The following is a 24,691-nucleotide window of genomic DNA, read 5'->3' on the forward strand; positions in this document are numbered from 1 at the left end:
TTATGTATTACATCGGATTTGATATCGGGAGTTCCTCCATCAAAGTAGCTTTGGTTGAAATAGCTACAGGCAAAAGTATTGGAGTGGTTCAAGAGCCCGAAACAGAAATGAGCATGCTTGCCATAAAAAACGGATGGGCAGAACAAAAACCAGAAGACTGGTGGAAGCACTCTTGTAATGCTATCGCCAAATTAAAGAAAAACTATGGTATTGCTAGTGAGCAAATCAAAGGAATTGGTATATCCTACCAAATGCACGGTTTGGTTTTGGTTGATAAAAACGGACAGTCGTTGCGTCCTTCCATTATTTGGTGCGACAGTAGAGCAGTTGCTATCGGACAACAAGCTTTTGAAACGTTGGGCGAAGAAAAGTGCAACGAACATTTGCTGAATTCACCAAGTAATTTTACGGCTTCCAAATTAAAATGGGTCAAAGAAAACGAACCTGAAATATACAGTCAAGTTCATAAGTTCATGCTTCCTGGGGATTATTTGGCATTTCGTTTTTCGAATACTATAAATACAACGATTTCAGGTTTGTCTGAAGGAATTTTTTGGGATTTCAAGAAAGATGACATCGCTGATATACTATTAACGCATTATGGAATTGATTTTAATCTTATTCCAGACATCGTTCCAACCTTTGGATTACAATCTCAAGTAGATGCCAAAGGAGCACAAGAAAGTGGTCTGGCAGAAGGAACACCTATTTTTTATAGAGCAGGAGATCAGCCTAATAATGCGCTTTCGCTAAATGTTTTCAATCCAGGAGAAGTAGCGGCTACAGGTGGAACTTCGGGTGTGGTTTATGCAGTTACCGACAGTTTATCGGTAAAAGAAAGTGCTAGAGTAAACAATTTTGCACATGTTAATTATACCAAAGGTGCTGATCCTCGAATAGGAAAATTATTGTGTATCAACGGAGCAGGTATTCAATACCGCTGGTTGTTGAACAATTTAGCCGTTTCTTCTTATGACGAAATGAATACGCTTGCCGAAGGCGTTGAAGTAGGTTCTGATGGTGTTGCTATTATTCCGTTTGGGAATGGAGCAGAACGCATGTTGAACAATCAAGATTTGGGTACACGACTAGTCAATGTCAATTTGAATAATCATACCAAAGCTCATTTGTGTCGTGCAGCACTTGAAGGAATTGCGTTCTCTTTTATCTACGGAATGGAAATCATGAAAGCAGACGGCATCGAAATTAAAGTGATGCGAGCAGGAAACGATAACTTATTTCGTTCCCCGATTTTTGCAAATACCATAGCAATTGTTATGAATTGCGAAATCCAAATTTACAATACCACAGGAGCAATTGGAGCTGCGAGAGCAGCAGGATTACACGAAGGAGATTTTGAGAAATTTGGTAAAAATATCACCGAAAACGATTATGTAATGAGCTACAAGCCACTACCAAATCAGAAATCATATCAAGAGGCTTATCAAAATTGGAAAAAAGAATTAGAGTTGATATTGAATAGAGATTAGAGTCCTTAGTGATGAGGAAAGAAAATAAAGTCCTTAGTCAAGAGTACAGAAATAACACCAAGGACCAAGGACTAAAAAAAAATAATAATCAATAAATAACATAAAAATGGCAATAATTGGCAATAAAGAGTACTTCAAAGGAATTGGAGATATCAAATTTGAAGGTAAAGAATCAGACAATCCGTTAGCATTCAAATATTATAATCCAGACCAAGTAGTAGCTGGAAAAACGATGCGTGAGCACTTCAAGTTCTCTATTGCATACTGGCATACATTCTGTGGTCAAGGTTCAGATCCTTTTGGTCCAGGAACACAAAGTTTTCCTTGGGATCAACCTTCAGACGCTCTTGCTGCTGCGAAAGAAAAAGCAGATGCAGCTTTTGAATTTACTACCAAAATGGGATTTGGATACTACTGTTTCCATGATTACGATTTGATTCAAGAGGGAGCTACTTTTGGAGAATCAGAAAGTAGATTGGCGGCTATCACAGAATATTTGAAAGAAAAGCAAGCGGTTTCAGGTGTAAAATTACTTTGGGGTACTGCAAATGCTTTTTCAAACCCTCGCTATATGAATGGGGCTTCTACTAATCCTGATTTTAATGTTTTGGCTAGAGCTGGTGGACAAGTAAAATTAGCTTTGGATGCAACGATTGCTTTAGGTGGCGAGAATTACGTATTCTGGGGTGGACGTGAAGGATATATGTCTTTACTAAATACAGATATGGGTAGGGAATTGGACCATATGGGACAATTTTTAAGAACGGCTCGTGATTATGCTCGTGCACAAGGTTTTAAAGGGAATTTCTTAATTGAGCCAAAACCAATGGAGCCAATGAAACACCAATACGATTTTGATTGCGCTACTGCTATCGGATTTTTGCGTGCTCAAGGGTTGGATAAAGATTTCAAAATGAATATCGAAGTAAATCACGCAACATTGGCTCAACATACTTTTCAACACGAAATTGATGTTGCTGCTCAAGCAGGAATGTTAGGAAGTTTAGATGCTAACCGTGGTGATTATCAAAATGGATGGGATACTGACCAGTTTCCAAACAATATTCAAGAAACTACAGAAGCGATGTTGGTTTTCTTAAAAGCAGGTGGTTTACAAGGTGGTGGAGTTAATTTTGATGCAAAAATTAGAAGAAACTCAACGGATATGGATGATATTTTTCATGCTCATATTGGTGGTGCTGATACTTTTGCAAGAGGATTGTTAACGGCTGATAAAATCATTACTTCTTCTGCTTATGATAGATTAAGAACAGAAAGATACAGCTCTTTTGACTCAGGTAAAGGAAAAGAGTTCGAAAATGGAAAACTTAATTTACAAGACTTGTACAAAATTGCACAAGAAAACGGAGAATTGGAATTGAAAAGTGGAAAACAAGAATTATTCGAAAACATTATCAATCAATTTATCTAATATAGAAATAGAGAGTTAAAACTTGTTTTTTAGTTATTTATTTAAAAAGAGCGCTATCGGGAATGTTTTGTTTTATGGTGAAATGACATCTCGAGGCGTTTTTTGTAGATAAGAAAATAACCAGTCTTCTCTCAAAAAAAAATTAACAAACCAACTTAATTTATAAATATGAATACAACAATAAACAACTCCAGCTATTTGTGGAAGTTGACTTTAGTCGCCACTTTGGGTGGACTTTTATTTGGTTATGATACCGCAGTAATTTCAGGAACGGTGAGTTCATTAGATAAGTTTTTTGTGCTTCCATTTGGATTAGACGAAATGTCGGCCAATGCTCGTTTGGGCTTTTTGGTTTCAAGTGCTTTAATTGGATGTATTATCGGGGGTGTTTTTGGTGGACTTATCAGTAAAAAGTTTGGTCGTAAAAACGGTTTAATTATGGCCGCAGTTTTATTTTTAATATCTGCTTTAGGATCTGCTATGCCCGAAATGTTAATTAAACCAATCGGACAAGGCGATCATACCTTTATTTACATTTTTGTAGTGTATAGAATTATTGGTGGAGTTGGAGTTGGATTAGCTTCGATGCTATCGCCTTTATACATTGCCGAAATCGCACCAGCAAAAAGTAGGGGGAAATTGGTTTCTATGAATCAGTTTGCTATTATTTTTGGTATGCTGATCGTATATTTTGTCAATTATTATATTGCTAAACAAGGGGATTCTACTTGGTTGGATACAATTGGATGGAGATGGATGTTTGCTTCAGAAGTGATTCCTGCCTCTCTTTTTCTTTTCTTTTTGTTTTTTGTTCCCGATACGCCAAGATCTTTGATGTTGCAGTCTCAACCTGAGAAAGCGTTAGAGGTATTGATCAAAGTAAACGGAAGGGAAGAAGCAAATAGAATTGTAGAAGAAATTAAAAATACAGTTACAGAACGTTCTGGAAAATTATTTTCTTATGGAATGGCAGTGGTTGTAATTGGAGTTTTGATCTCTGTTTTTCAGCAATTTGTGGGGATCAATGTTGTGTTGTATTATGCGCCTGAAATCTTCAAAAGTATGGGTTCTGGAACAGATACTGCTTTGTTGCAAACTATTATTGTAGGTGGGGTTAATTTATTATTTACAATTTTGGCTATACAAACGGTTGATAAAGTAGGTCGTAAACCGTTGATGATTATTGGGGCAGTAGGTATGGCTGTTGCCATGTTTGCCATCGGAACTGCATTTTTTGTAGGTTCACTAGGTATGTTTGCTTTAATCTGTATGTTGGTTTATGTAGCTGCTTTTGCAATGAGTTGGGGACCTGTGGCTTGGGTTTTATTGTCTGAAATTTTTCCAAATGACGTAAGAGGAAAAGCTTTGGCAGTAGCCGTTGCAGCACAATGGATTTCTAATTATTTGGTGTCATGGACTTTTCCTATGATGGACAAAAATAGTTATTTGGTAGCGCAATTCAATCATGGATTTGCCTATTGGATCTATGGTGTTATGGGAGTTTTAGCGGCTTGGTTTGTTTGGAAATACATTCCAGAAACCAAAGGTAAAAGCTTGGAAGAAATGAATAATTTATGGAATAAAGATGAAGTGAAATAAACCAATTGAAGAACGGTTTCTTTTACTTAATTATAAAAAAAAAAGTCTTTAGAGTAAAATGGAATTTACTCTAAAGACAATAGCATTTTTAGTTATTGTTATTTTACCCAAAAAACGGTAAGGACTTGTAGTTCTTGCCGTTTTTCTTTTTACTTCAATATTTAAAGTGCTTTTAAACGTAATAATGCTTCTAGGAAATAATAATCCCCATAAACAATTGGTTCGTCGATTTCGTCATTTTTAGGCCAGTTTCCTGTGCTGTGTTCTAAAATGAAAGGTCCTTTTACAGTAGCAGGAATAACGTAGTTGGTGCTGCTAAGTGTCGAAATTACTTTTTTTGCATAATCCAAATACGTTTTATTTTTGGTATAGCCATACAACTCAATCAAACCAGAAGCCGTACAAGTTGCCGCTGAAACATCTCTAGGCGCATTAGGAATAGAAGGATCTTTGAAATCCCAATACGGAATGCCATCGGCTGGCATATTTTGGTTGTTGATGAAGTAATTTGCCGTTGCTTCCGCTTGTTGTAGGAAGGCTTTGTCTTTGGTATAGCGGTATGCCATAGTATAGCCGTAAATCGCCCAAGATTGCCCTCTTGCCCATGAAGAATCATCATTGTAACCTTGGTGTGTCATTTTGGTTTTTGGTTGCCCAGTTTGTGGATCATAATCAACTACATGGTAACAGCTGTTATCTGCTCTAAAATGATTTTTCAGGGTCGTATTGGCGTGTTGAATGGCAATGTCACGGTATTTTGGATCATTGGTAATCTTTGAAGCTTCGAATAATAATTCCAGGTTGAGCATGTTGTCAATAATTACTGGGTAGGTCCAAACTTCTTTATTGAAATCCCAGGAACGAATTGCCTGTACTTTTGGGCTAAATCGGGTGATGAGAGTATTGGCACTTTCGACAATTACTTTTTCATAGGCCGCTTTTTTCTCTGGGACTAATGCGAGTCCTTTGCCATAACTACAATACACTTTGAAACCCATATCGTGGGTGTTGCCATTGTGTTTTTCTTTTTCGATAAAGGGATTCCATTGAATGGCTTTTTCTTTATAGGCTTTGTTTCCTGTCAAGTCATACAGTTGCCAAAGATTACCCACAAAAAATCCGCTGGTCCAGTCTTTTGATGGTACTTTATGTATGATTCCTGTTTTTACAGACATGCTGCGAGGGAAAGCCAATGAATCTACAGGATATTCTAACAGTGAAGAATATCTTGATTCATATAAATTTGCTGATTGTGGAATTTGACTTTTGCAAGAGCAAAGCAGTAGTCCTAGTCCAAAGTAATAATAGAGGTTTTTCATACTATTTAATTTTAATCAAATTTGTAATTGATTATAGTTGGAACAAAATGTATAATTATAAACTGGTGTCGCATGAGGGATTGCAGCTGGCTACCGAAGTAGCGCGGAAAGCCCGACAGCAGATGAAAAAGGGGCTTATAAGCGGTTGCTATATAAGCCCCTTTTTTGATCTGGTGGCATGCCCAAATAATTTATAAATTTAACTACAAATCAGTAATAGGAGCATATTTTGGAACTAAGATTTTCATCACAGACCAACCGATTAAATAGCAAACGGCACAAGCAGAGAAAATGATGAAATATCCTGCTTCGATTCCGTGAAATCCCATGAAATCCATTTCGGTTACGGTTGCATAGTCAAATAAAAGTCCAGAACTTTTGTTGATTACAGTAGAACCAACTCCTCCGGCCAATCCACCAATTCCGGTGATGGTTGCAATTGCTTTTTTGGGAAACATGTCTCCAACGGTTGTAAATATATTGGCTGACCATGCTTGGTGAGCCGCTCCTGCGATACCGATGATGATAACGGGTATCCAGTAGGTAATATGTCCTAAGGGCTGTGCAATTAATGCTAATAATGGGAAAAAGGCAAAAATTAACATCGATCGCATTCTACCTGCGTACGGATCCATTCCTTTTTTTTCTACAAAATAGGTAGGTAGCCATCCTCCGATAATCGAAAGTAAGGTTATCATATACAATACGAATAATGGGAAAGCAGCATCAGTTGAATTCATTCCATAAACAGAACTTAAATAGGCAGGTGTCCAGAATAAAAAGAACCACCAAACCCCATCGGTCATGAATTTACCAAAGGCGAATGCCCAGGTTTGTCTGTATTTTAAGCACTGTTTCAAGGATACTTTTGCAGTTGTCTCAGGTATGTATCCTTCTAGTTTGCTAGCTGCAATATCGTCTTGTTGAATGTATTCTAATTCGGCAGCACTTACTTTTGGATGTTTTTCGGGTTTGTCATACATGAAAATCCAAAATCCCATCCATACAAAACCTAAGGCTCCAATGATGATAAAAGCCATTTCCCAACCAAAAGCTTTGGCGATAAACGGAATCGTAATTGGTGCTGCCAAAGCTCCTACTGTTGCTCCAGCGTTGAAAATACTGGTAGAGAAGGCTCTGTCTTTTTTAGGAAAATATTCGGCTGTAGTTTTGATGGCAGCAGGAAAATTTCCGGCTTCACCTAAGGCTAACACAAAACGGGCAAAGATAAATAAGGTAACACTCACGTTGATGACCATTCCGGTATCGTTGATGTTTTCTATGATTTCTTTGGCACCTCCAAAACTCACAAACCAATTACCAGTGATAATTCCAGCAGTTGCAATTCCGCAAAAAGCGTGTAAACAAGCACCAATAGACCAAATTCCAATTGCCCAAAGAAATCCTTTTTTGGTGTCTAACCAATCGACAAATCTACCAGCAAATAATAAGGATACAGCATAAAATATAGAAAACAAGGCTGTTATGTTTCCGTAATCATTATTAGTCCAGTGAAATTCGGGAGCAATAAAATCGCTCCATGTCAAGGACAGTACTTGTCGGTCTAGATAATTGATGGTAGTTGCAAAAAACAGTAATCCGCAAATGGACCAGCGGTACTTGCCAACTTTTTGGTTTTGGTTAATCATAATTTTTTTTGATTTAATAGTTTACAATTTTTAAAAGAAATTAATCTTTTTAAAAATTAAAATACTGCACTGCATTTTGACTGCAGATGTTGGTTACGAGATTGCCAATGAGTTTCATATCATTTGGAAGTTCTCCTTTTTCGACTTCTTCACCCAAAACATTACACAGAATACGTCGGAAATATTCGTGACGTGGAAACGATAGAAAGCTTCTAGAATCAGTCAACATTCCGACAAAACGACCTAGTAACCCAAAGTTAGAAAGGACGTCCAATTGTTTTTCCATACCATCTTTTTGGTCCAAAAACCACCAAGCGGCACCGTATTGCATTTTTCCAGCGACAGAACCATCGTTAAAGTTGGCTACCATTGATGCAATCATTTCGTTGTCACGAGGGTTGAGGTTGTAGACAATCGTTTTGGCTAAGGCATTTTCGATGCTTAATCGACCAAAAAATCGACTCATGTTTTCGGCCATAATTTGGTCTCCGATCGAATCAAATCCTTGGTCAGCTCCCATAAGTTCCATCATTTTGGCATTGTTGTTTCGAATAGCACCTACGTGAAATTGCTGCACCCATGATTTACTGTGGTTCATAGTAGCAATTTTGTTCAATACAGCCGATTTGTATTTTTCTATTTCCAAAGAAGTAAGCGGTTGTAATTGCAAACCTTTTTTGAAAATAGCATCAACTTCTTCGACAGTAAAATCTGCTCCATAGTAATTGTTGTGTCCGTGATCGGATATGCGACAACCCACTTCATGAAAATAATCATGACGTTCTGCAATTGCTTTTATTAGGGTTGCATAATCTGAAATAGCATAGCCAACAACTGTTTCTAATTTATATATCCAATCTACAAAAGCTTGTCCTTTCTCGATTTCAGTAGCTTTGTCAGGTCTGAATGTTGGTAAAACAGCGATTTCAAAACCTTCTTCTTTCAACTTTTTGTGGTAGGCTAAATCATCCGTAGGATCATCGGTAGTTCCTACCATTTTGACATTCATTTTTAGCAATAAATTTCGAACACTATATTCAGGTGTTTTCAATAACTCGTTGCAAGTATGAAAAATTCTTTCAGCAGAATCGGCATTTAGTAATTCGGTAAATCCAAAATAATTTTTCAGTTCTAGATGCGTCCAATGATACAATGGGTTCCTTAAAGTGTAGGGAAGCGTTTCGGCATACTTTTTGAATTTTTCCAAATCGCTTGCGTCGCCGGTAATGTACCTTTCGTTGATCCCATTGGCACGCATAGCACGCCATTTGTAGTGATCGCCTTCGATCCACAATTGGGTAATGTTTTCAAACTGACGATCTTCGGCTATGTCCTTTGGAGACAAATGATTGTGATAATCATAGATGGGTTGCGATTTGGCATACTCATGGTACAACTTTTTGGCAACTTCATTGTGTAATAAAAAATCTTCGGTGATGAATGTTTGTGACATAATGATGTTTATAAACTTCTTTTAATACCTACTTCAAGACCACGTAATTCAGCAAGACCACGTAAGCGACCAATTCCTGAATACCCTGGGTTTGTTTTTTTGTTCAAATCATCCAACATTTGATGACCGTGATCGGGACGCATTGGAATAATTCGACCCGTTTCTAGTTCTTTTTTAATAATAGATTTAACTACTCCATACATATCTACATCGCCTTCTAGATGATTGGCTTCATAGAAATTTCCTTCAGCATCGCGTTGTGTACTTCTCAAATGGATAAAGTTCATTTTAGCACCATGACGATCTACAATTCCTGGTAAATCATTCTCAGCGATTACGCCGTAAGAACCAGTGCACATACAAAATCCGTTCGAAGGAGAGTCAATAGCTTCTAGTAATTGTTTCAAATCCGCTTCGGTACTTACCACTCTTGGTAAGCCTAAAATAGGGTAGGGAGGATCATCAGGGTGAATGGCCATTTTTACGCCAGCACTCTCAGCAACAGGGATGATTTCTCGTAAAAAATAATATAAATTTTCTTTTAATTTAGCAGCATCAATACCGTTATACCCTTGTAACACTTTCAAGAAATCTTCTACAGAATAGGATTCTTCTGCACCAGGTAAACCTGCGATAATATTTTGTTGTAATTTAAGTTTTTCAGGATCTGTCAGTTTTTCGAAAGTAGCTTTAGCTTTTACTTTTTGAGCTTCGGTATACGTTTCTTCTGCTCCTGGTCTTTTTAGAATAAACAATTCAAAAGCAGCAAATTCATTTACATCAAAACGCAATGCTTTGGAACCATCTTCTACTTCATATGACAAGTCTGTTCTTGACCAGTCCAACACAGGCATAAAGTTATAACAAACGATATCAATACCACAAGCTGCTAGGTTTTTGATACTTTCCTTGTAGTTTTCTATGTATTTCAAATAATCTCCAGATTGCTTTTTGATATCTTCATGAACGGGAATACTTTCTACAACTGACAAAGTCAATCCAGCAGCTTCGACTTCGTTTTTGCGTTTCATGATTTCATCCACTTCCCATACTTGTCCATTTTTGATATGATGTAAAGCGGTAACAATTCCGGTAGCACCTGCTTGTCTTGCATCCGATAATTTTACGGGGTCATTTGGTCCGTACCATCTCCATGTTTGTTCCATTTTGTCTTTTATTTTTAATGATAACCTGTAATATTAACTCCACTCCTAACCTCTAACTTCAAACCTCTAACCTATTTCTGGGTTATATGCTTTTTGCTCCAAATCCACCATCAACGTGCACGACCACTCCGGTAACAAATTTCGAAGCATCACTACATAACCATATCAGTGTACCGTTGAGGTCTTCTGGATTTCCAAAGCGTCCCATGGGTGTTTGTTTGATAATAGTTTCTCCGCGAGTAGTTAAGTTTCCTTCGGGCGTAAGTAATAATGTTCGATTTTGTTCTCCTATAAAAAAACCGGGAGCAATAGCATTTACGCGAATTCCTTCGCCATATTTAGTAGCCATTTCAACCGCCATCCATCGCGTGAAATTGTCTATTGCTGCCTTGGAGGCAGAATAGCCAACCACGCGAGTTAATGGGCGGTCTGCTGCAGCCGATGAGATATTTATGATTACGCCATTTTTTTGTTTGGCAAACAATTCTGAAAAAACTTTAGATGGTAAAAAGGTTCCCATTACATTCAAATCCAGCACTTTTTGTAAATCTTCTTGCTTTGCATTAAAAAAGTCTTGATCGGGCATAATTGTAGCGCCAGGCATATTGCCACCAGCAGCATTGATAAGAATGTCTAGTTTGCCATAAGTAGTAACTATATGCTGTTTTGCTTTTTCTAAATCACTTTCGTTCAAAACATCGGTAACTATGGCAAATGCTTGGCCTCCGTTGGCTTGGATGGTAGCGACCATTTGATCGAGTTTTTCGGGAGTTCTTCCTATAACGCCTACGATTGCTCCATTTTGTGCCAAAGCTTGTGCCATATTACCGCCCAAAGTTCCACCGCCGCCAGTGACCAATGCAATTTTTCCGTTGAGATCGAATGTTTTATTCATAATTATTTTAGATTTTTACTTTAAAAATTAATTTTTTGATTTCACCTTCTCCCATCATAGAGGCGTGACAATCTTCGGGATATAAAATTGCAAATTGATTGTTGGTCAATTGGAAAAAAGTATCTGGCTTGTCATTCCAAAAACGAACATCTTTCTCAGTATTGTAATCGCCATTAGGTTGATTGGCTTTTTCTCTAGGTTTCCAAGCAAATGTTTCCAATCCTCTTACGCATACTTGGATATCAATGTGCAGGTCATGACACTCAAAAAACGCTAGCGCATCTTTGGCATTATTTCCTTGTCCAGTATTCACGATTACACGTAAATTGTCTGATATCGTGGTCACGCCATCAGGTAAATCGGCAATACTGTTTTGAGCAATAAAGTCAAAAGCAGCTTTGAAATTTGGGTTTAGCGCAAAATATTTTGCTGCGTTTTTTAATGTGTCTATGATCATAATTGTTTTTTTATTCGCTTTGTGCGATGTTTGTTAGTTCTTTGCTAATATAGTTTTGTATTGATTATAAAAAAAAATATATTTTTCACCGTGTTCGCGCACGGAGCTTTACAAATATAGGTTAAAAGTCAATTTGAATTACTAAATTTGAAGAAATATTTATTTTTAAAGGGTAATTAACAATAACTTAAATAGCTAAGATTATTATAACAATTAAAGAAATAGCAAAACTTGCCAATGTTTCTACGGGAACAGTAGATCGAATTATTCATAATCGAGGGCAAGTAGCGCAAGAGAATGTTGATAAGGTAAACGCTATAATCAAAGAATACGGTTTTAAACGAAATGTATTTGCGAGTAATTTGGCTTTTAATAAGAAGTTTGTTTTTGCTGTTTTATTGCCAAAAGATGATAATGTTGAATATTGGCACAATCATGTGCTGGGAATTCAGAAAGCGGCAAAAGAGTATGAAAGTTATGGAGTAGTTTTGGAATTCTTTTTTTATGATTTTGACGCTAAATCGTTTTCTATAAAAGCCAAAGAGGTTTTGAAATCGACCTTTCAAGGATTATTGTTTGCTCCAGTATTTCATGACGAATCTATTATTTTTCTGAAAAAATGGAAAGAGAAAAATACAGCTGTAGTAATGGTTGATTCAAATCTAAAGTTAGGAAGTCCGCACGCTTATTTTGGACAAGACGCTTTTAAAAGTGGTTTTTTGGCGGGAAAATTAATTAGTTTATCAAAGTATCAAACGCATCAAATATTGGTAGTAAAAATTACACGCGAGATAGAAACAACCTCCGTTTATTTGCAGCGTATGGAAGGTTTTACTTCATTTTTCACGAATAATCCAGAGCAAAAAGAGGTGAGTTTTACAGAAGTAACAATAAAAGACACCGAAACCAATCAGTTAACTTTAGCTGTTTTTAAGGATATTGACAGTATTTTTGTTCCCAATTCTAGAGCATATCTAATTGCAGAGTTTTTAGAAAAAAATAAAATTAAAGGTATTCGGATTGTAGGTTATGATTTATTGGAACAAAATAAAGCATATTTAAAAAAAGGAATGATTGATTTTTTAATCAATCAAAAACCTGAAATCCAAAGCTATATGGCTATTGAGTGTTTGTATAAGCAATTGGTACTTCAGGAATCAGTTTTAGAAACACAGTATATGCCACTTGAAATTATTGTAAAAGAGAATTTGGAAGAGTAAAAGGTAGGGATTTCTAAATAATACAAAACCCTTAAACAATTGATGTTTAAGGGTTTGTTTTGAGTAGCGAGGACGGGAGTTGAACCCGTGACCTCAGGGTTATGAATCCTGCGCTCTAACCGACTGAGCTACCTCGCCAAATGCAGTGGAAAACTGTTCCTGATTGCGGGTGCAAATATAAAACTTTTATTAAAGCAAACAAGTAAAATATAAAGAAAAAAAAATATTTTTAAAAACACTTTTTTATCGGGTTAATATTCTATATATTCGAAAAAAATTAATTTACTCCATGGATCAAAAAGTACGTTACGAAATCGAGTTCCCTATTTCATCTTCTCCTCAGTTGTTGTATCAATATATTTCGACTCCTTCAGGTTTGTCAGAATGGTTTGCAGATAATGTAAATTCTCGTGGGGAGTTTTTCACCTTCATTTGGAATGATTCAGAAGAGAAAGCTAGGTTGGCTTCAAAGAAATCAGGCGAAAAGGTAAAATTCAAATGGGTAGATGATAATAATAAAGATACTGATCTGTTCTTTGAACTACATATTCTTGTGGATGAATTGACGAAGGATGTTTCTTTAATGGTGGTTGATTTTGCAGATGCGGATGAAGTAGATGAAGCAAGATTATTGTGGGTAAATCAAATTTCAGATTTGAAACATCTCCTAGGTTCGGTCTAGTATAATAGTATTTTAAAACATATATTTGCCCTGAACAAAATTCAGGGCTTTTTTTATGATTAATTTTAATGGAACAATCGTGGCTGAAGAGGCCAATATATTGACACAAAACCGTGGTTTTCTATACGGTGATGCTGTTTTTGAAACGGTAAAGATTAGTAATGGTGTTATTCTTTTTCTGGAAGATCATTATTTTAGATTGATGGCATCCATGCGCGTCGTTCGAATGGAGATTCCTATGAATTTTACCATGGAATATTTTGAAGAACAACTTCTTTTAGTTGCGCAAGCTAATAATCTAGTTGAATCGGCTAGAGTGAGAATAACCGTTTGTAGAAATGATGGAGGATATTATTTGCCTACAACTAATGAAGTTTCTTTTTTAATTCATGCAAGTGTTTTGGAGGAACTACAATATAGTATAGCGTCTAAGGAGTATGAGGTGGATTTGTTTAAGGATTTTTATATAACCAAGCAATTGCTGTCCTCTATAAAGACGACGAATAGAATGCTGAATATTACAGCTAGTGTTTTTGCTTCTGAAAATGGTTTGGATAACTGTTTGTTATTGAATGATAGTAAAAATGTGGTGGAGGCAATTGAAGGTAATATTTTTATGGTTTTAGGGAATAAACTGATTACTCCTCCAGTTGCGGAAGGTTGTTTGAATGGCGTAATGCGAAAACAAATTTTGGTTTTGGCCAAAAAAATAGAAAATTTAGAAGTAGTTGAAGAGGTGATTTCTCCTTTTGACCTTCAAAAAGCAGATGAGTTATTTATTACCAATGTGATTAAAGGAGTTCAACCGATTACAAAGTATAGAAAGAAGAGTTTTAAGACAGAAATTGCTTGTAAGCTAGTGGAGAAACTAAATGAGCAAATTGCTTTTTAAAGAAGCTCTAAGTTTCATACATAGAATGAAAAAAGGTTAAACAACAATAGTTTTTACTACTGTGTTTAACCTTTTTTGTATTTAGTGCTATCTGAATTTTAATTCAAGTAAGGGTTTTCAGGTGCATTTGACCAAATAAGGTAATCACCTCCTAGTTCTTTGATTTGATCTTTCCAAAAATGAGCAGGAGACTTTCCTATGATTTTGTTTTTGTAATTGTTATTTGTTACAATCCAAGAATTAGCATTCATTTCATTTTCTAATTGGTTTTCGTGCCAACCAGAGTAGCCTAAGAAAAACCGAATATTGTCTTTAGTGATGGTGCCACTATTAATGAGGTCTTTGGTAGATTCAAAATCACCACCCCAGTAAATTCCATTTGAAATTTCCACACTGTTAGGAATCAATTCAGGTACATTGTGTATAAAATAAAGGTTGTCTTGTTCAACAGGTCCTCCATTGTATATTTTGAATTTGGATTCAATTTCTGGAATTAGGTCGCTGATAGTGTACTTTAGTGGTTTATTGATGATAAAACCTACAGAACCTTCTTTGTCATGATCTGCTAATAAAACCACAGATCTATTAAATGATAAATCTCCAATTATAGAAGGCTCAGATATAAGTAGTTGTCCTTTTATTAATTTTTCTGAAATCATGATACAGTGATTTTTTTATTAAATTTAAGAAAAAAAATAAAAAAAAACCAAATTTTATCGATGAAATGCAAAAAAAAACCCTCCATAAGGAAGGTTTTGTTTCTGTAAGGGGAGAAAACGATGATTAGTTTACTGCTCCTTCTAATTCTGCACCAGCTTTGAATTTTACAACATTTTTAGCAGCAATTTGAATAGTTTTTCCTGTTTGAGGGTTTCTTCCATCTCTTGCAGCTCTTGCTGATACTGACCATGATCCAAAACCTACTAGAGATACTTTACCTCCTGCTTTTAAAGTACCACTTACGTTTCCTAAAAATGATTCTAAAGCTAATTTAGCAGCAGCTTTAGTAATTCCTGCGTCTGCAGCGATAGCATCGATTAATTCTGATTTGTTCATAATAATATGTTATTTATTGTTGGTTAATGAATTCTTATATACAAATTTAGCAGGAAATCCCTAGCATGCAAGTGTTTTGGTTAATTTAGAACCGTTTTGTTGATAACTTATTTGTTTTGTTAATAAATAAGGTTGTTTTTATTGGGAATCATGTTGTGTCCAATGTTTTTGCGGGTTAAAGAGCTATTGCTTCTTCAGAAAACCTAACGCCGTTTAATAGTTCGGATGTGGTCATTCGTTTTTTTCCGGGGAATTGTAAGCTCATTATTTGTATAAAACCCTTTTCAACGGCAATTTTCATTTCTTTTTTGGTGCAAATAATAGTTCCAATGTTTAGTTGATGTTCTTCGTCTAGTATTTTGGATTCATATATTTTTACGTTCCATTCTTCATTTTTATCCGAAATTAGGGTCCAAGCTGCTGGATAAGGGCTCAGTCCTCTGATGTGGTCGTGAATAGATTGAGTGGATCTAGTCCAGTCAATTTTGCAGTTTTCTTTGTTGAGTTTGTATGCAGTCTTTATGTTGTCCGCATCGGTTTGAATAGTAGTGGTTGCATTTCCATTTTCAATCAATGCTAAAGTTTCAATAACGGTTGTACTTCCAATACTCATTAAACGATCATGAAGTTGCCCCGCATTTTCATTAGCATCAATGGCGGTTTCAGCGCTTAAAATCATGGCTCCAGTATCTATTTTGTCATCAATAAAAAAAGTGGTTACTCCCGTTTTTTCTTCGCCATTGATTATAGCCCAGTTGATAGGCGCCGCTCCACGGTAATTAGGAAGTAGTGAAGCATGGAGGTTAAAGGTTCCTAAGCTAGGCATTTCCCATACTACTTTTGGTAGCATTCTAAATGCGACTACTATATGTAAATTAGCGTTTAATGCTTTTAATTCCGCTAGGAAATCCTCGTCTTTTAGATTGGTTGGTTGTAATAAATGTAAGTTATTGACTAAAGCATATTCTTTTACGGCGGAATATTTTATTTTTTGTCCACGACCAGCAGGTTTGTCAGCAGCGGTGATAACCCCCACCACGGTATAGTTATTTTGGATAATAGTGTCAAGAATCCCTACTGCAAATTCAGGAGTTCCCATAAAAACAATTCGTAATTTTTCCATTATGATTTTAAAGTATAGGTATTGTTGGATTTAACTATTATAATTTCTTTTTCTAATAGTGCTTGTAATGCAAAGATAATAGTGTCTTTGCTAGTTTGAGTTCTGTTTTGTAATTCTCTTGAATTCAAATCTTCATTTTGTAGTAGCTCAATAATTTTTTTAGAAAGGGCATCAGGGTCTTTCGGACTTCTTTTTTTGGTGATGCAATAGGAACAAATACCACATTCATCGGCGTCTTTTTCTCCAAAATAGGCTAAGATCAATTTGCTTTTGCAAATGCTGTCTTCCTTCACATAATCTAAAACCGATTTTAATTGCTCTTTCTTGAGCTGATTTTGTTTTTCTAAATATTTAGAAACACGATTAATGGTGCGTTCGTCTTCCCTAATTTCGTTAAAAGTTAAAGATGCGTCATTATTTTTAGAGCGGTATTCAATGATTTGTTTTTCTTTTAATTTTTCCAGAATTGCTAGAACTTCTTTCTCTGGATGATTTGATTTTTTAGCAATCAAAGCACTGTTGAAAACGGTATCCATTTCATAAACTCCGGGATAAGTCCTCAATATGGCAAGGATGATTTCCTCGCCATTTGGATTCAAACTGATGTATCGAACTACTTCTTTGGAAGGGATAATAAATTGAAGACTGATTTTTTCTGAAAATTCTTGTGACAAGCTAATGATGCTTTGTCTGTCAAGAAATTGCAAAGCTTTATAGGTTTTAAGAACCGGAAAATTATACTTACTACAAAAATGATTCAAATTAAATGTAAAAGTTTCGTTAATACCTTCTCCGTAAGCGATTTGAAAATAGTTATTGAGTTTGTTATAGGTTAGATTTAGGAATTTTTTATCAACAAGGGTATTGATGAATTGACTTTCGGCTTGAAAGCGGTCTGAAGGACTCGTTAGTAATACTGCAAAAGCTTTATCCCTATTTCTTCCTGATCGTCCTGCTTCTTGGTAATAATTTTCAATATTTTCAGGTAATTGGGTGTGAATGACTGTTTTGACATTCGCTTTGTCAATCCCCATCCCAAAGGCATTGGTAGCTACAATTACTTGTGCTTTTTCTTCCATCCACAGACTCATGTTTTTGTCCTTTTCTCTCGATGGAAGTCCGCCGTGATAATAAGTCGCTTTGAAACCTAATGTTTGCAATTGCGATGAAATATCTAGACAGGATTTTCTATTTCGAACATAAATAATAGAAGGTTGTGGGTTTTTCTTTAAAATTTGTTCAATTTTAAAAAGTTTGTCTTCGGCTTCAAAAACCATATAAGCAATGTTTTTTCGAGCAAAAGATTCTTGATAAAGTACTGGTTTTTCTAATCCTAATTCTTTTATAATATCTTCCTTCACACGAGCAGTTGCTGAAGCTGTTAAAGCTAAAAATGGAACATTAGGGAAATGTGTTTTTAAATTTGATATTTTCAAATAAGCAGGGCGAAAGTCGTGTCCCCATTGCGAAACACAATGTGCTTCATCAATCGCAATTAAGTTGATGTCGAGATTTTTTATTCGTTCTAAAATCCACTCAGACTGCAAACGCTCTGGAGATAAATACAAAAATTTGTAATTTCCAAATTGGCAATTATCCAAAAGGTCAATCATTTCGTCTGATTTGATACCGCCAGTAAGTGCAATTGCTTTGATGTCTCTGCTTTGTAAATTAGCAACTTGATCCTTCATTAAAGCGACTAGTGGCGAAACGACCAAACAAATTCCCTTTTGCATCATGGCAGGAACCTGAAAACAAATCGATTTGCCACCACCCGTTGGTAACAAGGCAAAAGCATCCTTTCCACTCAAAACGGTATCAATGATTTCGTTTTGTAGTGGTCTAAATTCGTTATGTTTCCAATATTTTTTTAGGATTTCTAAAGCTTCAGACATAGGTGTGAGTTTCGGAATTTAAGATTTGGGTTAGATGGCTTCTAATATAAACTGAATACGGTTTTCCACTGTGTCTTTAGGTACTTCAATAGGATTGTAGTCAAAGTCACTGTACGTTTTTATAATATGTTGATGAATAGCGATGGCTTGTTCGTAGGTCTCATAACGGGCTTGGTCGCTAACATAAATTTCTTTCCAAGGCGGCAAAATGAATACAGATGAATATCTGTTTTCTCTGCAAGCCGTCGCAAATGAAGTTGGGTATTCTTGGTTGACATAATGCAAATATCCAAGCACATCAGGTAATCCACGGTCAATAAAAACTATTTCGTTAGGCTCTTGAATAGCATCTTCATACTGTTTTTTTCGACCTTCTAGTAATAATTCACTAAAGAGCAATGGTTCTTCAAGAAAAAGTTGGTCTATTCCTTTCTTTTGTGCATCAAGGATGATTTCTCGAGATATTTCAGGATAACAACAAAAACCCTTGGTAATCAAACCGTTAATTAAGGTTGTTTTTCCAGTTCCTGGGCCACCTATGATTGCTATGATTTTTTTTTGCACTTTTTTTGAGATAATAGTCAAACTTACTTAAACTTATTGGGATTTTAAAAAAAATGACTCAGATTAATATATTGTTTTTGTCAAAAAATCATATTCTATAGTTCTTATTTTATATTGGAAAACGTATATTTGCTATTATTTTAAAACGAAGATGGATAAGAAGACAGAAGAATTTTATGATAGGTTAAAGGAGGAGTTGGAAAAAAGTAATTCTTGGCCCGCTTTGTATTTATTCAAATTTATAGTTCCTACTGATACTGACAAGATTGAGAAAATTGAAAAAGCTTTTGATTGTTTAGGAGCAGTTATTAAAACCACCCAATCTAAAACGGGAAAATATACAAGTATTTCAGTTGATGTTCAAATGAAGAGTTCTCAAGATATAATAGATAAATACATAGAGTTGTCTGTTATAGAAGGAATTGTTTCTCTGTAATACAATAGATTTTTTTTGGCTGTAGCCAATGAATGTCAGTTATGTCAATAAAAACTGCGCTTAGATTCAATAAATAATTCACTTATGAATTCAAAATACCAAAAAGAGAACGCGAATGATGTTGTACACCACTTGGAGTACAATGCAGAAAGAGAACATTTGATTATTCCAGAATATGGACGTCATTTGCAAAAATTAATTGATCAAGCAACAGCAATTGAAAATGTTGAAGAACGCAATAAAGCGGCAAAATATATTATTCAAGTAATGGGGACATTAAATCCTCATTTGCGTGATGTACTTGACTTTCAGCATAAATTGTGGGATCAGCTTTTTATCATGTCTGATTTTAAATTGGATGTAGAATCGCCTTATCCAATTCCCTCTAGAGAAGTTCTGCAATTAAGACCAGATGTATTACAATACCCTCAAAATTATCCTAAATACAGATATTACGGAAACAACATCAAATACATGATTGATGTGGCTAATAAATGGGAAGATGGAGACATGAAAAGTGCCTTGGTGAAAGTGATTGCTAATCATATGAAAAAATCTTATCTAAGCTGGAATAAAGACACCGTTAAGGATGATGTAATCTTTGAACATTTATATGAATTGTCAGATGGTAAATTGAATTTAACTCAAAGTGATGAAGAGTTGATAAACACGTCTGATTTATTGCGAACCAATAAAAGAATATCAAATAAAATTACGACAAGTGGACCGCCAAAGATTCAAAAGAATGTAAAGAGCAAAAAACCATTTGTGAAAAATAATAACAACCAGAATAAGTAACTTGATTTTTCAATCGTTTCTGGGACCAAATTGAACTAAAAACTAAAAAAAAAATAAACATTTAACTTGTAACTAATATGGGAATATTTAAAATAGAAGGGGGAACTCGTCTTAAAGGAGAAATTACTCCACAAGGAGCAAAAAATGAAGCGTTACAAATTTTGTGCGCAGTACTTTTAACTCCCGAAAAAGTAACTATAAATAATATTCCAGACATTATTGATGTCAATAAATTAATTAAACTTTTAGGTAATCTAGGAGTCAAAATTAATAAAATAGGATCTGGATCTTACGATTTTCAGGCAGACGAAGTAAATGTAGGTTATCTTGAAACCGAAGCTTTCAAAAAAGAAGGTGGAGCGTTGAGAGGTTCTATTATGATTGTTGGACCACTATTAGCTCGTTTTGGAAAAGGATATATTCCTAAACCAGGTGGTGATAAAATTGGGAGAAGACGTTTGGATACGCACTTTGAAGGATTTATCAATCTAGGTGCTAAGTTTCGTTACAACCGTGAAGATCATTTTTACGGAGTGGAAGCAACTGAGGGACTAGTTGGAGCAGATATGTTATTAGACGAAGCTTCAGTAACTGGAACTGCTAATATCGTTATGGCGGCAGTTTTAGCCAAAGGAAGAACAACGGTTTATAACGCAGCTTGTGAGCCATACCTTCAACAACTTTGCAAGATGTTGAACTCTATGGGAGCCAAAATTACCGGTGTTGGATCTAATTTATTAACGATTGAAGGGGTAACAAGTTTGGGTGGTTGTACGCACAGAATTTTACCCGATATGATTGAAATAGGTTCTTGGATTGGTCTTGCTGCTATGACAAGAAGCGAAATCACTATCAAAAATGTGAGCTGGGATAATTTAGGTTTAATCCCAAATACATTTAGAAAATTAGGGATTACTTTAGAACGTAGAGGTGATGATATTTATATTCCTTCACATGAAAATGGATATGAAGTGAAAACCGATATTGACGGTTCTATCCTAACTATTTCTGATGCGCCTTGGCCAGGATTTACACCAGACTTATTGAGTATCATATTAGTGGTGGCTACTCAAGCAAAAGGAGATGTATTGATTCATCAAAAAATGTTTGAAAGCCGTTTGTTCTTTGTCGATAAGTTAATTGACATGGGAGCTAAAATTATGTTATGTGACCCACACAGAGCAGTGGTTATGGGGCATGATTTTAAATCAACGTTAAAAGCAACTACGATGTCCTCACCAGATATTCGCGCAGGAATCTCTCTTTTAATTGCAGCACTTTCGGCTAAAGGAACGAGTATAATCCAAAACATAGAGCAAATTGACCGTGGATATGAAAATATTGACGAAAGATTGAGAGCTATTGGAGCTAAGATCGTTAGAGAAGAATAAAAAACAAACTTATTTCTATATCGTTTAAATAATCTTTCGAGTTCGCTTAAAGGTTATTTAAACGATTTTTTATTTACAAAATATGTCAAACCAAGAGAAAGCGATACAAACGACTTACTTTAGTATAATAGGAAATACTGCTTTAGCAATTATTAAAGGTTTTGCTGGAGTTTTTGGGAATTCTTATGCCTTGATTGCAGATGCAATTGAATCAACCACGGACATTTTTGCTTCGCTGTTAGTCTTGTTTGGAATTAAATATTCGAGTAGACCGGCAGATAAAAACCATCCTTATGGTCATGGTAGGGCAGAACCCTTGATAACCTTTTTAGTAGTTGTTTTTTTAATAACCTCGGCAACGGTGATTGCTTATAAAAGTATCAACAATATTAGTACTCCACATGATTTACCTGAATCGTGGACCTTAGTGGTTTTGGGAGTGATTATTGTCTGGAAAGAATACTCCTACCGTCTAGTTTTAGGAAGAAGTATGGAGGTTAATAGCTCCTCTTTGAAGGCTGATGCTTGGCACCATCGAGCTGATGCAATCACTTCGGTCACAGCATTTGTAGGAATTAGTACTGCATTGATTTTAGGCAAAGGCTATGAAGCGGCTGATGATTGGGCGGCTTTATTTGCTTCGGGTTTTATATTATACAATAGCTACTTAATTTTTAGACCAGCTTTAGGTGAAATTATGGACGAGCATTTATATGATGATGTTGTTGAAAACATAAGGTTAGTAGCAACTACCGTGGACGGAATCCTAGGGACTGAAAAATGTTTTATTCGAAAAGCCGGAATGGTCTATCATGTTGATTTACATGCCAGAGTAAACTCAGCAATTACAGTGAAAGAAGGGCATGACTTGGCTCACAAATTAAAAGACACCTTGAAACTTGAAATCCCTAAATTGGGACATATCTTGATTCATATCGAGCCAGATTAGTAGCGTTAGACGTATTATTAGGGCGTGACCCTCCGTAAAAACTGCGGGTCAGGCTGTTCGCTATATCTTTTATGAGGCAGAAAAAGCCCCATAAAAGGATATCGCTACCATCCTTCACGCACAAAGTCATTAAGTTAAGTGTATTTTGTGTCATTTCGACGAAGGAGAAATCACATATCGTGAGCAACTAGTGTGATTCCTCCTTCGTCGGAATGACAAAACAGGATGTTTTATCTTTAAATTAACCACATTGCTTTCACGCAAGCCTAGTGGAAACAATAAAAATCTAAAAATTAAGATTATTTTAAGCAGACATAGCCGAATTGGTAATAAATAAACAGGACTATTGTTTTTTAAGGTCTTCTAAAATCCATTTGAGTTCTGAGTCTTTGGGTGTAAGCACATCTTCAAGAGTTGGACTAATTTGTGTGTCAGGGAAAATGCCGTGTCCCTTAATTTCGGTCGAGTAATAGGGGCTCATGGCCATAATGCCAATCCTTATTTTCAAATTAGAATTTGGTAATGGCAGTACAGGCATAAAACCAGCCACGGTGCCATTATAATCGCCGCCCGTTTCTTCTCCTACAAAAGTCGCTCGTTTTGATCCTTTTAAGTTTGACGAAATAATACTGGAAGCTGAAAAACTACCGCCATTGATAAGCACATATATTTTTCCTTTAAAAGCATTTTTATTTACTTTGTGCTTTCTTGTTTCGGTAGCATAATAGTTTTTACCGTTTTCAGCTTTCTGGACAGTGAGTAACAAATAGGAATAGATAAAGGGAGAAAAAAGTACTTTCAAAGCTTTTACAGGTAATGAACCCCCATGAAAATATGCTCCTTTAAATAAGCTAGCTCGAGAAACCACTTCCGATTTTTGTAGAAATACAAATGTAGAATCCGATAAATAGGAATATAAATTAGCAATTTCAGTAAGGCGGCCGCCACCATTGTCTCTTAAATCGAGTATTAAGGTTTGAGTTTGGTGTTTTTTGAGTGTTTCAAAACTTTGTTTGTAAAAGGTCTTATAATTACCATTTTTAAAAGCCCTAATTTTCATTAGAACAACACTACTGTCTTTTTTTATAAAATCTAAATTTCGATTATAATTTTTAGAGTCCTTATTATAACCATTTATTTTTTTCTTGCTTTTTAAGCCTTTAAGTGCTTCCTTTTCGGCTGATGTAAGTTTTGGTTTTGCTTTTAATAGTTTGTTTTTTGCAACTTCATTTTCTGTAGTATCTGTTTTTAGTCTTCTTATCGTGATTTTTTTTATACTGTCCTTGTATTTAAACTGGTATTCCAAGCTATCACGAATACCATTTTCTACAGTAAAGAAAGCAGAAAATTTCTTGCCAGATTGTGATTTTTTTAAAGTAGTATTGTAACCATCTGAGGTATAGAATGTGTTGTATTCTGCAATTAAGTCTTTTGGTTTTAGGTGGTTTATGGCAATAACTTCCGTTCCTGGTTGTATTGTTTTATTAGCTGATTTGTTTTTAATAACAAACAGTTTGTCATGGCTAAAATTAAAGTCAAATTGTGAAAGAGGACCTATGCCTTTTTTTAGTAATGTTTTGGTTTCTCTTTTGGTAAAAACGGTAGTCGGTGCATATAGATGTGTATGTCCTTGTCTAATGGCTGCAACTACTGGGCTCAGTTTTTTGTAAAAATCAAGCGGTTTCAATGGTTGAGTAATTGTTTGTTTTAGGCTGTCAAACTTGGAGTCTAAAACGGATTGACTAATGTATCCGTATAAATTAGGGTGTAGCTGTTGTAGTTTTTTATAGGTGAAATCAACATCTAATTTTAGTTTTTCTGTAGAAATGAATTTGTCCAAATGTGCATTCTGTTTTTTTACAGAAGTACACTGAGTGAAAAATAAAATTACAAAAGCGAATAAAATTATTTTTTTCATAGATGGGTTTTCATAGTTTTTCATGGAGTTTTTGCAAAATGTTTTGCAGATCATTTTTTATGTTAGTTCGAAGAGACTCTTTTATTGAAAATGATTTTAATCGGATATCAATGTGACTATTTTGAATAAAATCATCCTGCGATCCTATTCTGCCCCTGATGGAAGTGGTAGCCCCAACTGAAAAAGGCTATTTTTCACAGGAAGTACAGAGCGACCGTAGGAAGCTCCTGTACTGACTTAGTGAAAAAAGCGTTTTGAAAGAGGGCTATAGCGGACAGCAGGACTAGGCCCAAAAAAAATGAGCTAG

The 24,691-nt window shown here is 35.5% G+C and carries 22 protein-coding genes and 1 tRNA gene; 10 read left to right on the forward strand and 13 right to left on the reverse strand.

All coding sequences use genetic code 11. From position 1 onward, the window contains the following. Positions 1-2: 2 nt before the first annotated feature. The 3 genes from ABZP37_RS08080 (at position 3) to xylE (ending at position 4,521) form a co-directional block, all read left to right on the forward strand. On the forward strand, positions 3-1,490 hold the full coding sequence (locus ABZP37_RS08080; RefSeq protein WP_366187146.1) for an FGGY family carbohydrate kinase: 1,488 nt from the start codon (positions 3-5) through the stop codon (positions 1,488-1,490). A 106-nt stretch (positions 1,491-1,596) separates the two neighbouring features. Continuing rightward, positions 1,597-2,922 carry a xylose isomerase gene (gene xylA / locus ABZP37_RS08085; protein WP_366187148.1) on the forward strand — a complete coding sequence of 442 codons (1,326 nt, stop codon included), beginning with the start codon at positions 1,597-1,599 and terminating at the stop codon, positions 2,920-2,922. A gap of 168 nt (positions 2,923-3,090) precedes the next feature. After that, positions 3,091-4,521, forward strand: a complete 1,431-nt coding sequence (xylE, locus tag ABZP37_RS08090) for a D-xylose transporter XylE (RefSeq protein ID WP_366187149.1) — start codon at positions 3,091-3,093, stop codon at positions 4,519-4,521. Between the two features lie 161 nt (positions 4,522-4,682). Here xylE and ABZP37_RS08095 read toward each other — a convergent pair whose 3' ends face one another. The 6 genes from ABZP37_RS08095 to ABZP37_RS08120 all read right to left on the reverse strand — a co-directional run bounded on the left by ABZP37_RS08095 (position 4,683) and on the right by ABZP37_RS08120 (position 11,460). Then, a complete protein-coding gene (locus tag ABZP37_RS08095; protein ID WP_366187150.1) occupies positions 4,683-5,840 on the reverse strand; it encodes a glycoside hydrolase family 88 protein in 1,158 nt (385 codons plus the stop codon). 203 nt (positions 5,841-6,043) lie between these two features. Next, on the reverse strand, positions 6,044-7,489 hold the full coding sequence (locus tag ABZP37_RS08100) for an MFS transporter (RefSeq protein ID WP_366187152.1): 1,446 nt from the start codon (positions 7,487-7,489) through the stop codon (positions 6,044-6,046). A gap of 49 nt (positions 7,490-7,538) precedes the next feature. Next, entirely contained in the window at positions 7,539-8,942 is a 1,404-nt protein-coding gene (uxaC, locus tag ABZP37_RS08105) for a glucuronate isomerase (protein WP_366187154.1), read from the reverse strand. Positions 8,943-8,950: 8 nt separating this feature from the next. Continuing rightward, positions 8,951-10,108, reverse strand: coding sequence for a mannonate dehydratase (gene uxuA, locus ABZP37_RS08110; RefSeq protein ID WP_366187156.1), 1,158 nt, complete (start codon positions 10,106-10,108; stop codon positions 8,951-8,953). 82 nt (positions 10,109-10,190) lie between these two features. Then, a complete protein-coding gene (locus ABZP37_RS08115; RefSeq protein WP_366187158.1) occupies positions 10,191-11,003 on the reverse strand; it encodes an SDR family oxidoreductase in 813 nt (270 codons plus the stop codon). 7 nt (positions 11,004-11,010) lie between these two features. Continuing rightward, a complete protein-coding gene (locus ABZP37_RS08120) occupies positions 11,011-11,460 on the reverse strand; it encodes a YhcH/YjgK/YiaL family protein (RefSeq protein WP_366187159.1) in 450 nt (149 codons plus the stop codon). Between the two features lie 221 nt (positions 11,461-11,681). On the opposite strand from ABZP37_RS08120, the gene ABZP37_RS08125 reads away from it, so the two are divergent. Beyond that, the gene (locus tag ABZP37_RS08125; protein ID WP_366187494.1) at positions 11,682-12,680 is read left to right on the forward strand and encodes a substrate-binding domain-containing protein; all 999 of its coding nucleotides are present in this window, start codon (positions 11,682-11,684) and stop codon (positions 12,678-12,680) included. A 64-nt stretch (positions 12,681-12,744) separates the two neighbouring features. Here ABZP37_RS08125 and ABZP37_RS08130 read toward each other — a convergent pair. Continuing rightward, positions 12,745-12,818 (reverse strand) — tRNA-Met (locus ABZP37_RS08130). A 151-nt stretch (positions 12,819-12,969) separates the two neighbouring features. Here ABZP37_RS08130 and ABZP37_RS08135 point away from each other — a divergent pair. Beyond that, complete coding sequence (locus ABZP37_RS08135) at positions 12,970-13,362, forward strand: START-like domain-containing protein (RefSeq protein WP_366187161.1); 393 nt, start codon at positions 12,970-12,972, stop codon at positions 13,360-13,362. A 55-nt stretch (positions 13,363-13,417) separates the two neighbouring features. Beyond that, positions 13,418-14,254, forward strand: coding sequence for an aminotransferase class IV (locus tag ABZP37_RS08140; protein WP_366187163.1), 837 nt, complete (start codon positions 13,418-13,420; stop codon positions 14,252-14,254). 98 nt (positions 14,255-14,352) lie between these two features. Here the strand turns inward: ABZP37_RS08140 and ABZP37_RS08145 are convergent, their stop codons facing one another. The 5 genes from ABZP37_RS08145 to ABZP37_RS08165 form a co-directional block, all read right to left on the reverse strand. Then, complete coding sequence (locus tag ABZP37_RS08145; protein ID WP_366187164.1) at positions 14,353-14,913, reverse strand: YqgE/AlgH family protein; 561 nt, start codon at positions 14,911-14,913, stop codon at positions 14,353-14,355. A gap of 124 nt (positions 14,914-15,037) precedes the next feature. Then, positions 15,038-15,310, reverse strand: a complete 273-nt coding sequence (locus ABZP37_RS08150; protein WP_366187166.1) for an HU family DNA-binding protein — start codon at positions 15,308-15,310, stop codon at positions 15,038-15,040. A 175-nt stretch (positions 15,311-15,485) separates the two neighbouring features. Then, positions 15,486-16,433: a methionyl-tRNA formyltransferase gene (gene fmt / locus ABZP37_RS08155; RefSeq protein ID WP_366187168.1), complete on the reverse strand. Its 948-nt coding sequence runs from the start codon at positions 16,431-16,433 to the stop codon at positions 15,486-15,488. Then, entirely contained in the window at positions 16,433-18,328 is a 1,896-nt protein-coding gene (locus ABZP37_RS08160; RefSeq protein ID WP_366187170.1) for an ATP-dependent DNA helicase RecQ, read from the reverse strand. Before ABZP37_RS08160 ends, fmt begins: the two co-directional genes overlap by 1 nt. Before the next feature lie 30 nt (positions 18,329-18,358). Then, a complete protein-coding gene (locus tag ABZP37_RS08165; protein WP_366187496.1) occupies positions 18,359-18,904 on the reverse strand; it encodes an ATP-binding protein in 546 nt (181 codons plus the stop codon). A 139-nt stretch (positions 18,905-19,043) separates the two neighbouring features. On the opposite strand from ABZP37_RS08165, the gene ABZP37_RS08170 reads away from it, so the two are divergent. The 4 genes from ABZP37_RS08170 (at position 19,044) to ABZP37_RS08185 (ending at position 22,466) form a co-directional block, all read left to right on the forward strand. Further along, positions 19,044-19,328 (forward strand): DUF493 family protein, encoded by a 285-nt coding sequence (locus ABZP37_RS08170; protein ID WP_366187172.1) that lies wholly within the window; start codon positions 19,044-19,046, stop codon positions 19,326-19,328. 84 nt (positions 19,329-19,412) lie between these two features. Beyond that, entirely contained in the window at positions 19,413-20,126 is a 714-nt protein-coding gene (locus ABZP37_RS08175; RefSeq protein ID WP_366187173.1) for a DUF4290 domain-containing protein, read from the forward strand. Positions 20,127-20,203: 77 nt separating this feature from the next. After that, positions 20,204-21,517, forward strand: a complete 1,314-nt coding sequence (gene murA, locus ABZP37_RS08180) for a UDP-N-acetylglucosamine 1-carboxyvinyltransferase (RefSeq protein ID WP_366187175.1) — start codon at positions 20,204-20,206, stop codon at positions 21,515-21,517. Positions 21,518-21,599: 82 nt separating this feature from the next. Further along, positions 21,600-22,466 carry a cation diffusion facilitator family transporter gene (locus ABZP37_RS08185; protein WP_366187176.1) on the forward strand — a complete coding sequence of 289 codons (867 nt, stop codon included), beginning with the start codon at positions 21,600-21,602 and terminating at the stop codon, positions 22,464-22,466. Positions 22,467-22,809: 343 nt separating this feature from the next. Here ABZP37_RS08185 and ABZP37_RS08190 read toward each other — a convergent pair whose 3' ends face one another. Further along, on the reverse strand, positions 22,810-24,384 hold the full coding sequence (locus ABZP37_RS08190; protein WP_366187178.1) for a S41 family peptidase: 1,575 nt from the start codon (positions 24,382-24,384) through the stop codon (positions 22,810-22,812). Between the last annotated feature and the right edge of the window lie 307 nt (positions 24,385-24,691).

The organism is Flavobacterium ovatum, assembly GCF_040703125.1.
Classification (GTDB): Bacteria; Bacteroidota; Bacteroidia; order Flavobacteriales; family Flavobacteriaceae; genus Flavobacterium; species Flavobacterium ovatum.

Bases quoted from the DNA above. Each gene is read 5' to 3' on its own strand.
- ABZP37_RS08080 (WP_366187146.1), top strand. From the start codon at position 3: ATGTATTACATCGGATTTGATATCGGGAGTTCCTCCATCAAAGTAGCT.
- xylA (WP_366187148.1), top strand. From the start codon at position 1,597: ATGGCAATAATTGGCAATAAAGAGTACTTCAAAGGAATTGGAGATATC.
- xylE (WP_366187149.1), top strand. From the start codon at position 3,091: ATGAATACAACAATAAACAACTCCAGCTATTTGTGGAAGTTGACTTTA.
- ABZP37_RS08095 (WP_366187150.1), bottom strand. From the start codon at position 5,840: ATGAAAAACCTCTATTATTACTTTGGACTAGGACTACTGCTTTGCTCT.
- ABZP37_RS08100 (WP_366187152.1), bottom strand. From the start codon at position 7,489: ATGATTAACCAAAACCAAAAAGTTGGCAAGTACCGCTGGTCCATTTGC.
- uxaC (WP_366187154.1), bottom strand. From the start codon at position 8,942: ATGTCACAAACATTCATCACCGAAGATTTTTTATTACACAATGAAGTT.
- uxuA (WP_366187156.1), bottom strand. From the start codon at position 10,108: ATGGAACAAACATGGAGATGGTACGGACCAAATGACCCCGTAAAATTA.
- ABZP37_RS08115 (WP_366187158.1), bottom strand. From the start codon at position 11,003: ATGAATAAAACATTCGATCTCAACGGAAAAATTGCATTGGTCACTGGC.
- ABZP37_RS08120 (WP_366187159.1), bottom strand. From the start codon at position 11,460: ATGATCATAGACACATTAAAAAACGCAGCAAAATATTTTGCGCTAAAC.
- ABZP37_RS08135 (WP_366187161.1), top strand. From the start codon at position 12,970: ATGGATCAAAAAGTACGTTACGAAATCGAGTTCCCTATTTCATCTTCT.
- ABZP37_RS08140 (WP_366187163.1), top strand. From the start codon at position 13,418: ATGATTAATTTTAATGGAACAATCGTGGCTGAAGAGGCCAATATATTG.
- ABZP37_RS08145 (WP_366187164.1), bottom strand. From the start codon at position 14,913: ATGATTTCAGAAAAATTAATAAAAGGACAACTACTTATATCTGAGCCT.
- ABZP37_RS08150 (WP_366187166.1), bottom strand. From the start codon at position 15,310: ATGAACAAATCAGAATTAATCGATGCTATCGCTGCAGACGCAGGAATT.
- fmt (WP_366187168.1), bottom strand. From the start codon at position 16,433: ATGGAAAAATTACGAATTGTTTTTATGGGAACTCCTGAATTTGCAGTA.
- ABZP37_RS08160 (WP_366187170.1), bottom strand. From the start codon at position 18,328: ATGTCTGAAGCTTTAGAAATCCTAAAAAAATATTGGAAACATAACGAA.
- ABZP37_RS08170 (WP_366187172.1), top strand. From the start codon at position 19,044: ATGGATAAGAAGACAGAAGAATTTTATGATAGGTTAAAGGAGGAGTTG.
- ABZP37_RS08175 (WP_366187173.1), top strand. From the start codon at position 19,413: ATGAATTCAAAATACCAAAAAGAGAACGCGAATGATGTTGTACACCAC.
- murA (WP_366187175.1), top strand. From the start codon at position 20,204: ATGGGAATATTTAAAATAGAAGGGGGAACTCGTCTTAAAGGAGAAATT.
- ABZP37_RS08185 (WP_366187176.1), top strand. From the start codon at position 21,600: ATGTCAAACCAAGAGAAAGCGATACAAACGACTTACTTTAGTATAATA.
- ABZP37_RS08190 (WP_366187178.1), bottom strand. From the start codon at position 24,384: ATGAAAAAAATAATTTTATTCGCTTTTGTAATTTTATTTTTCACTCAG.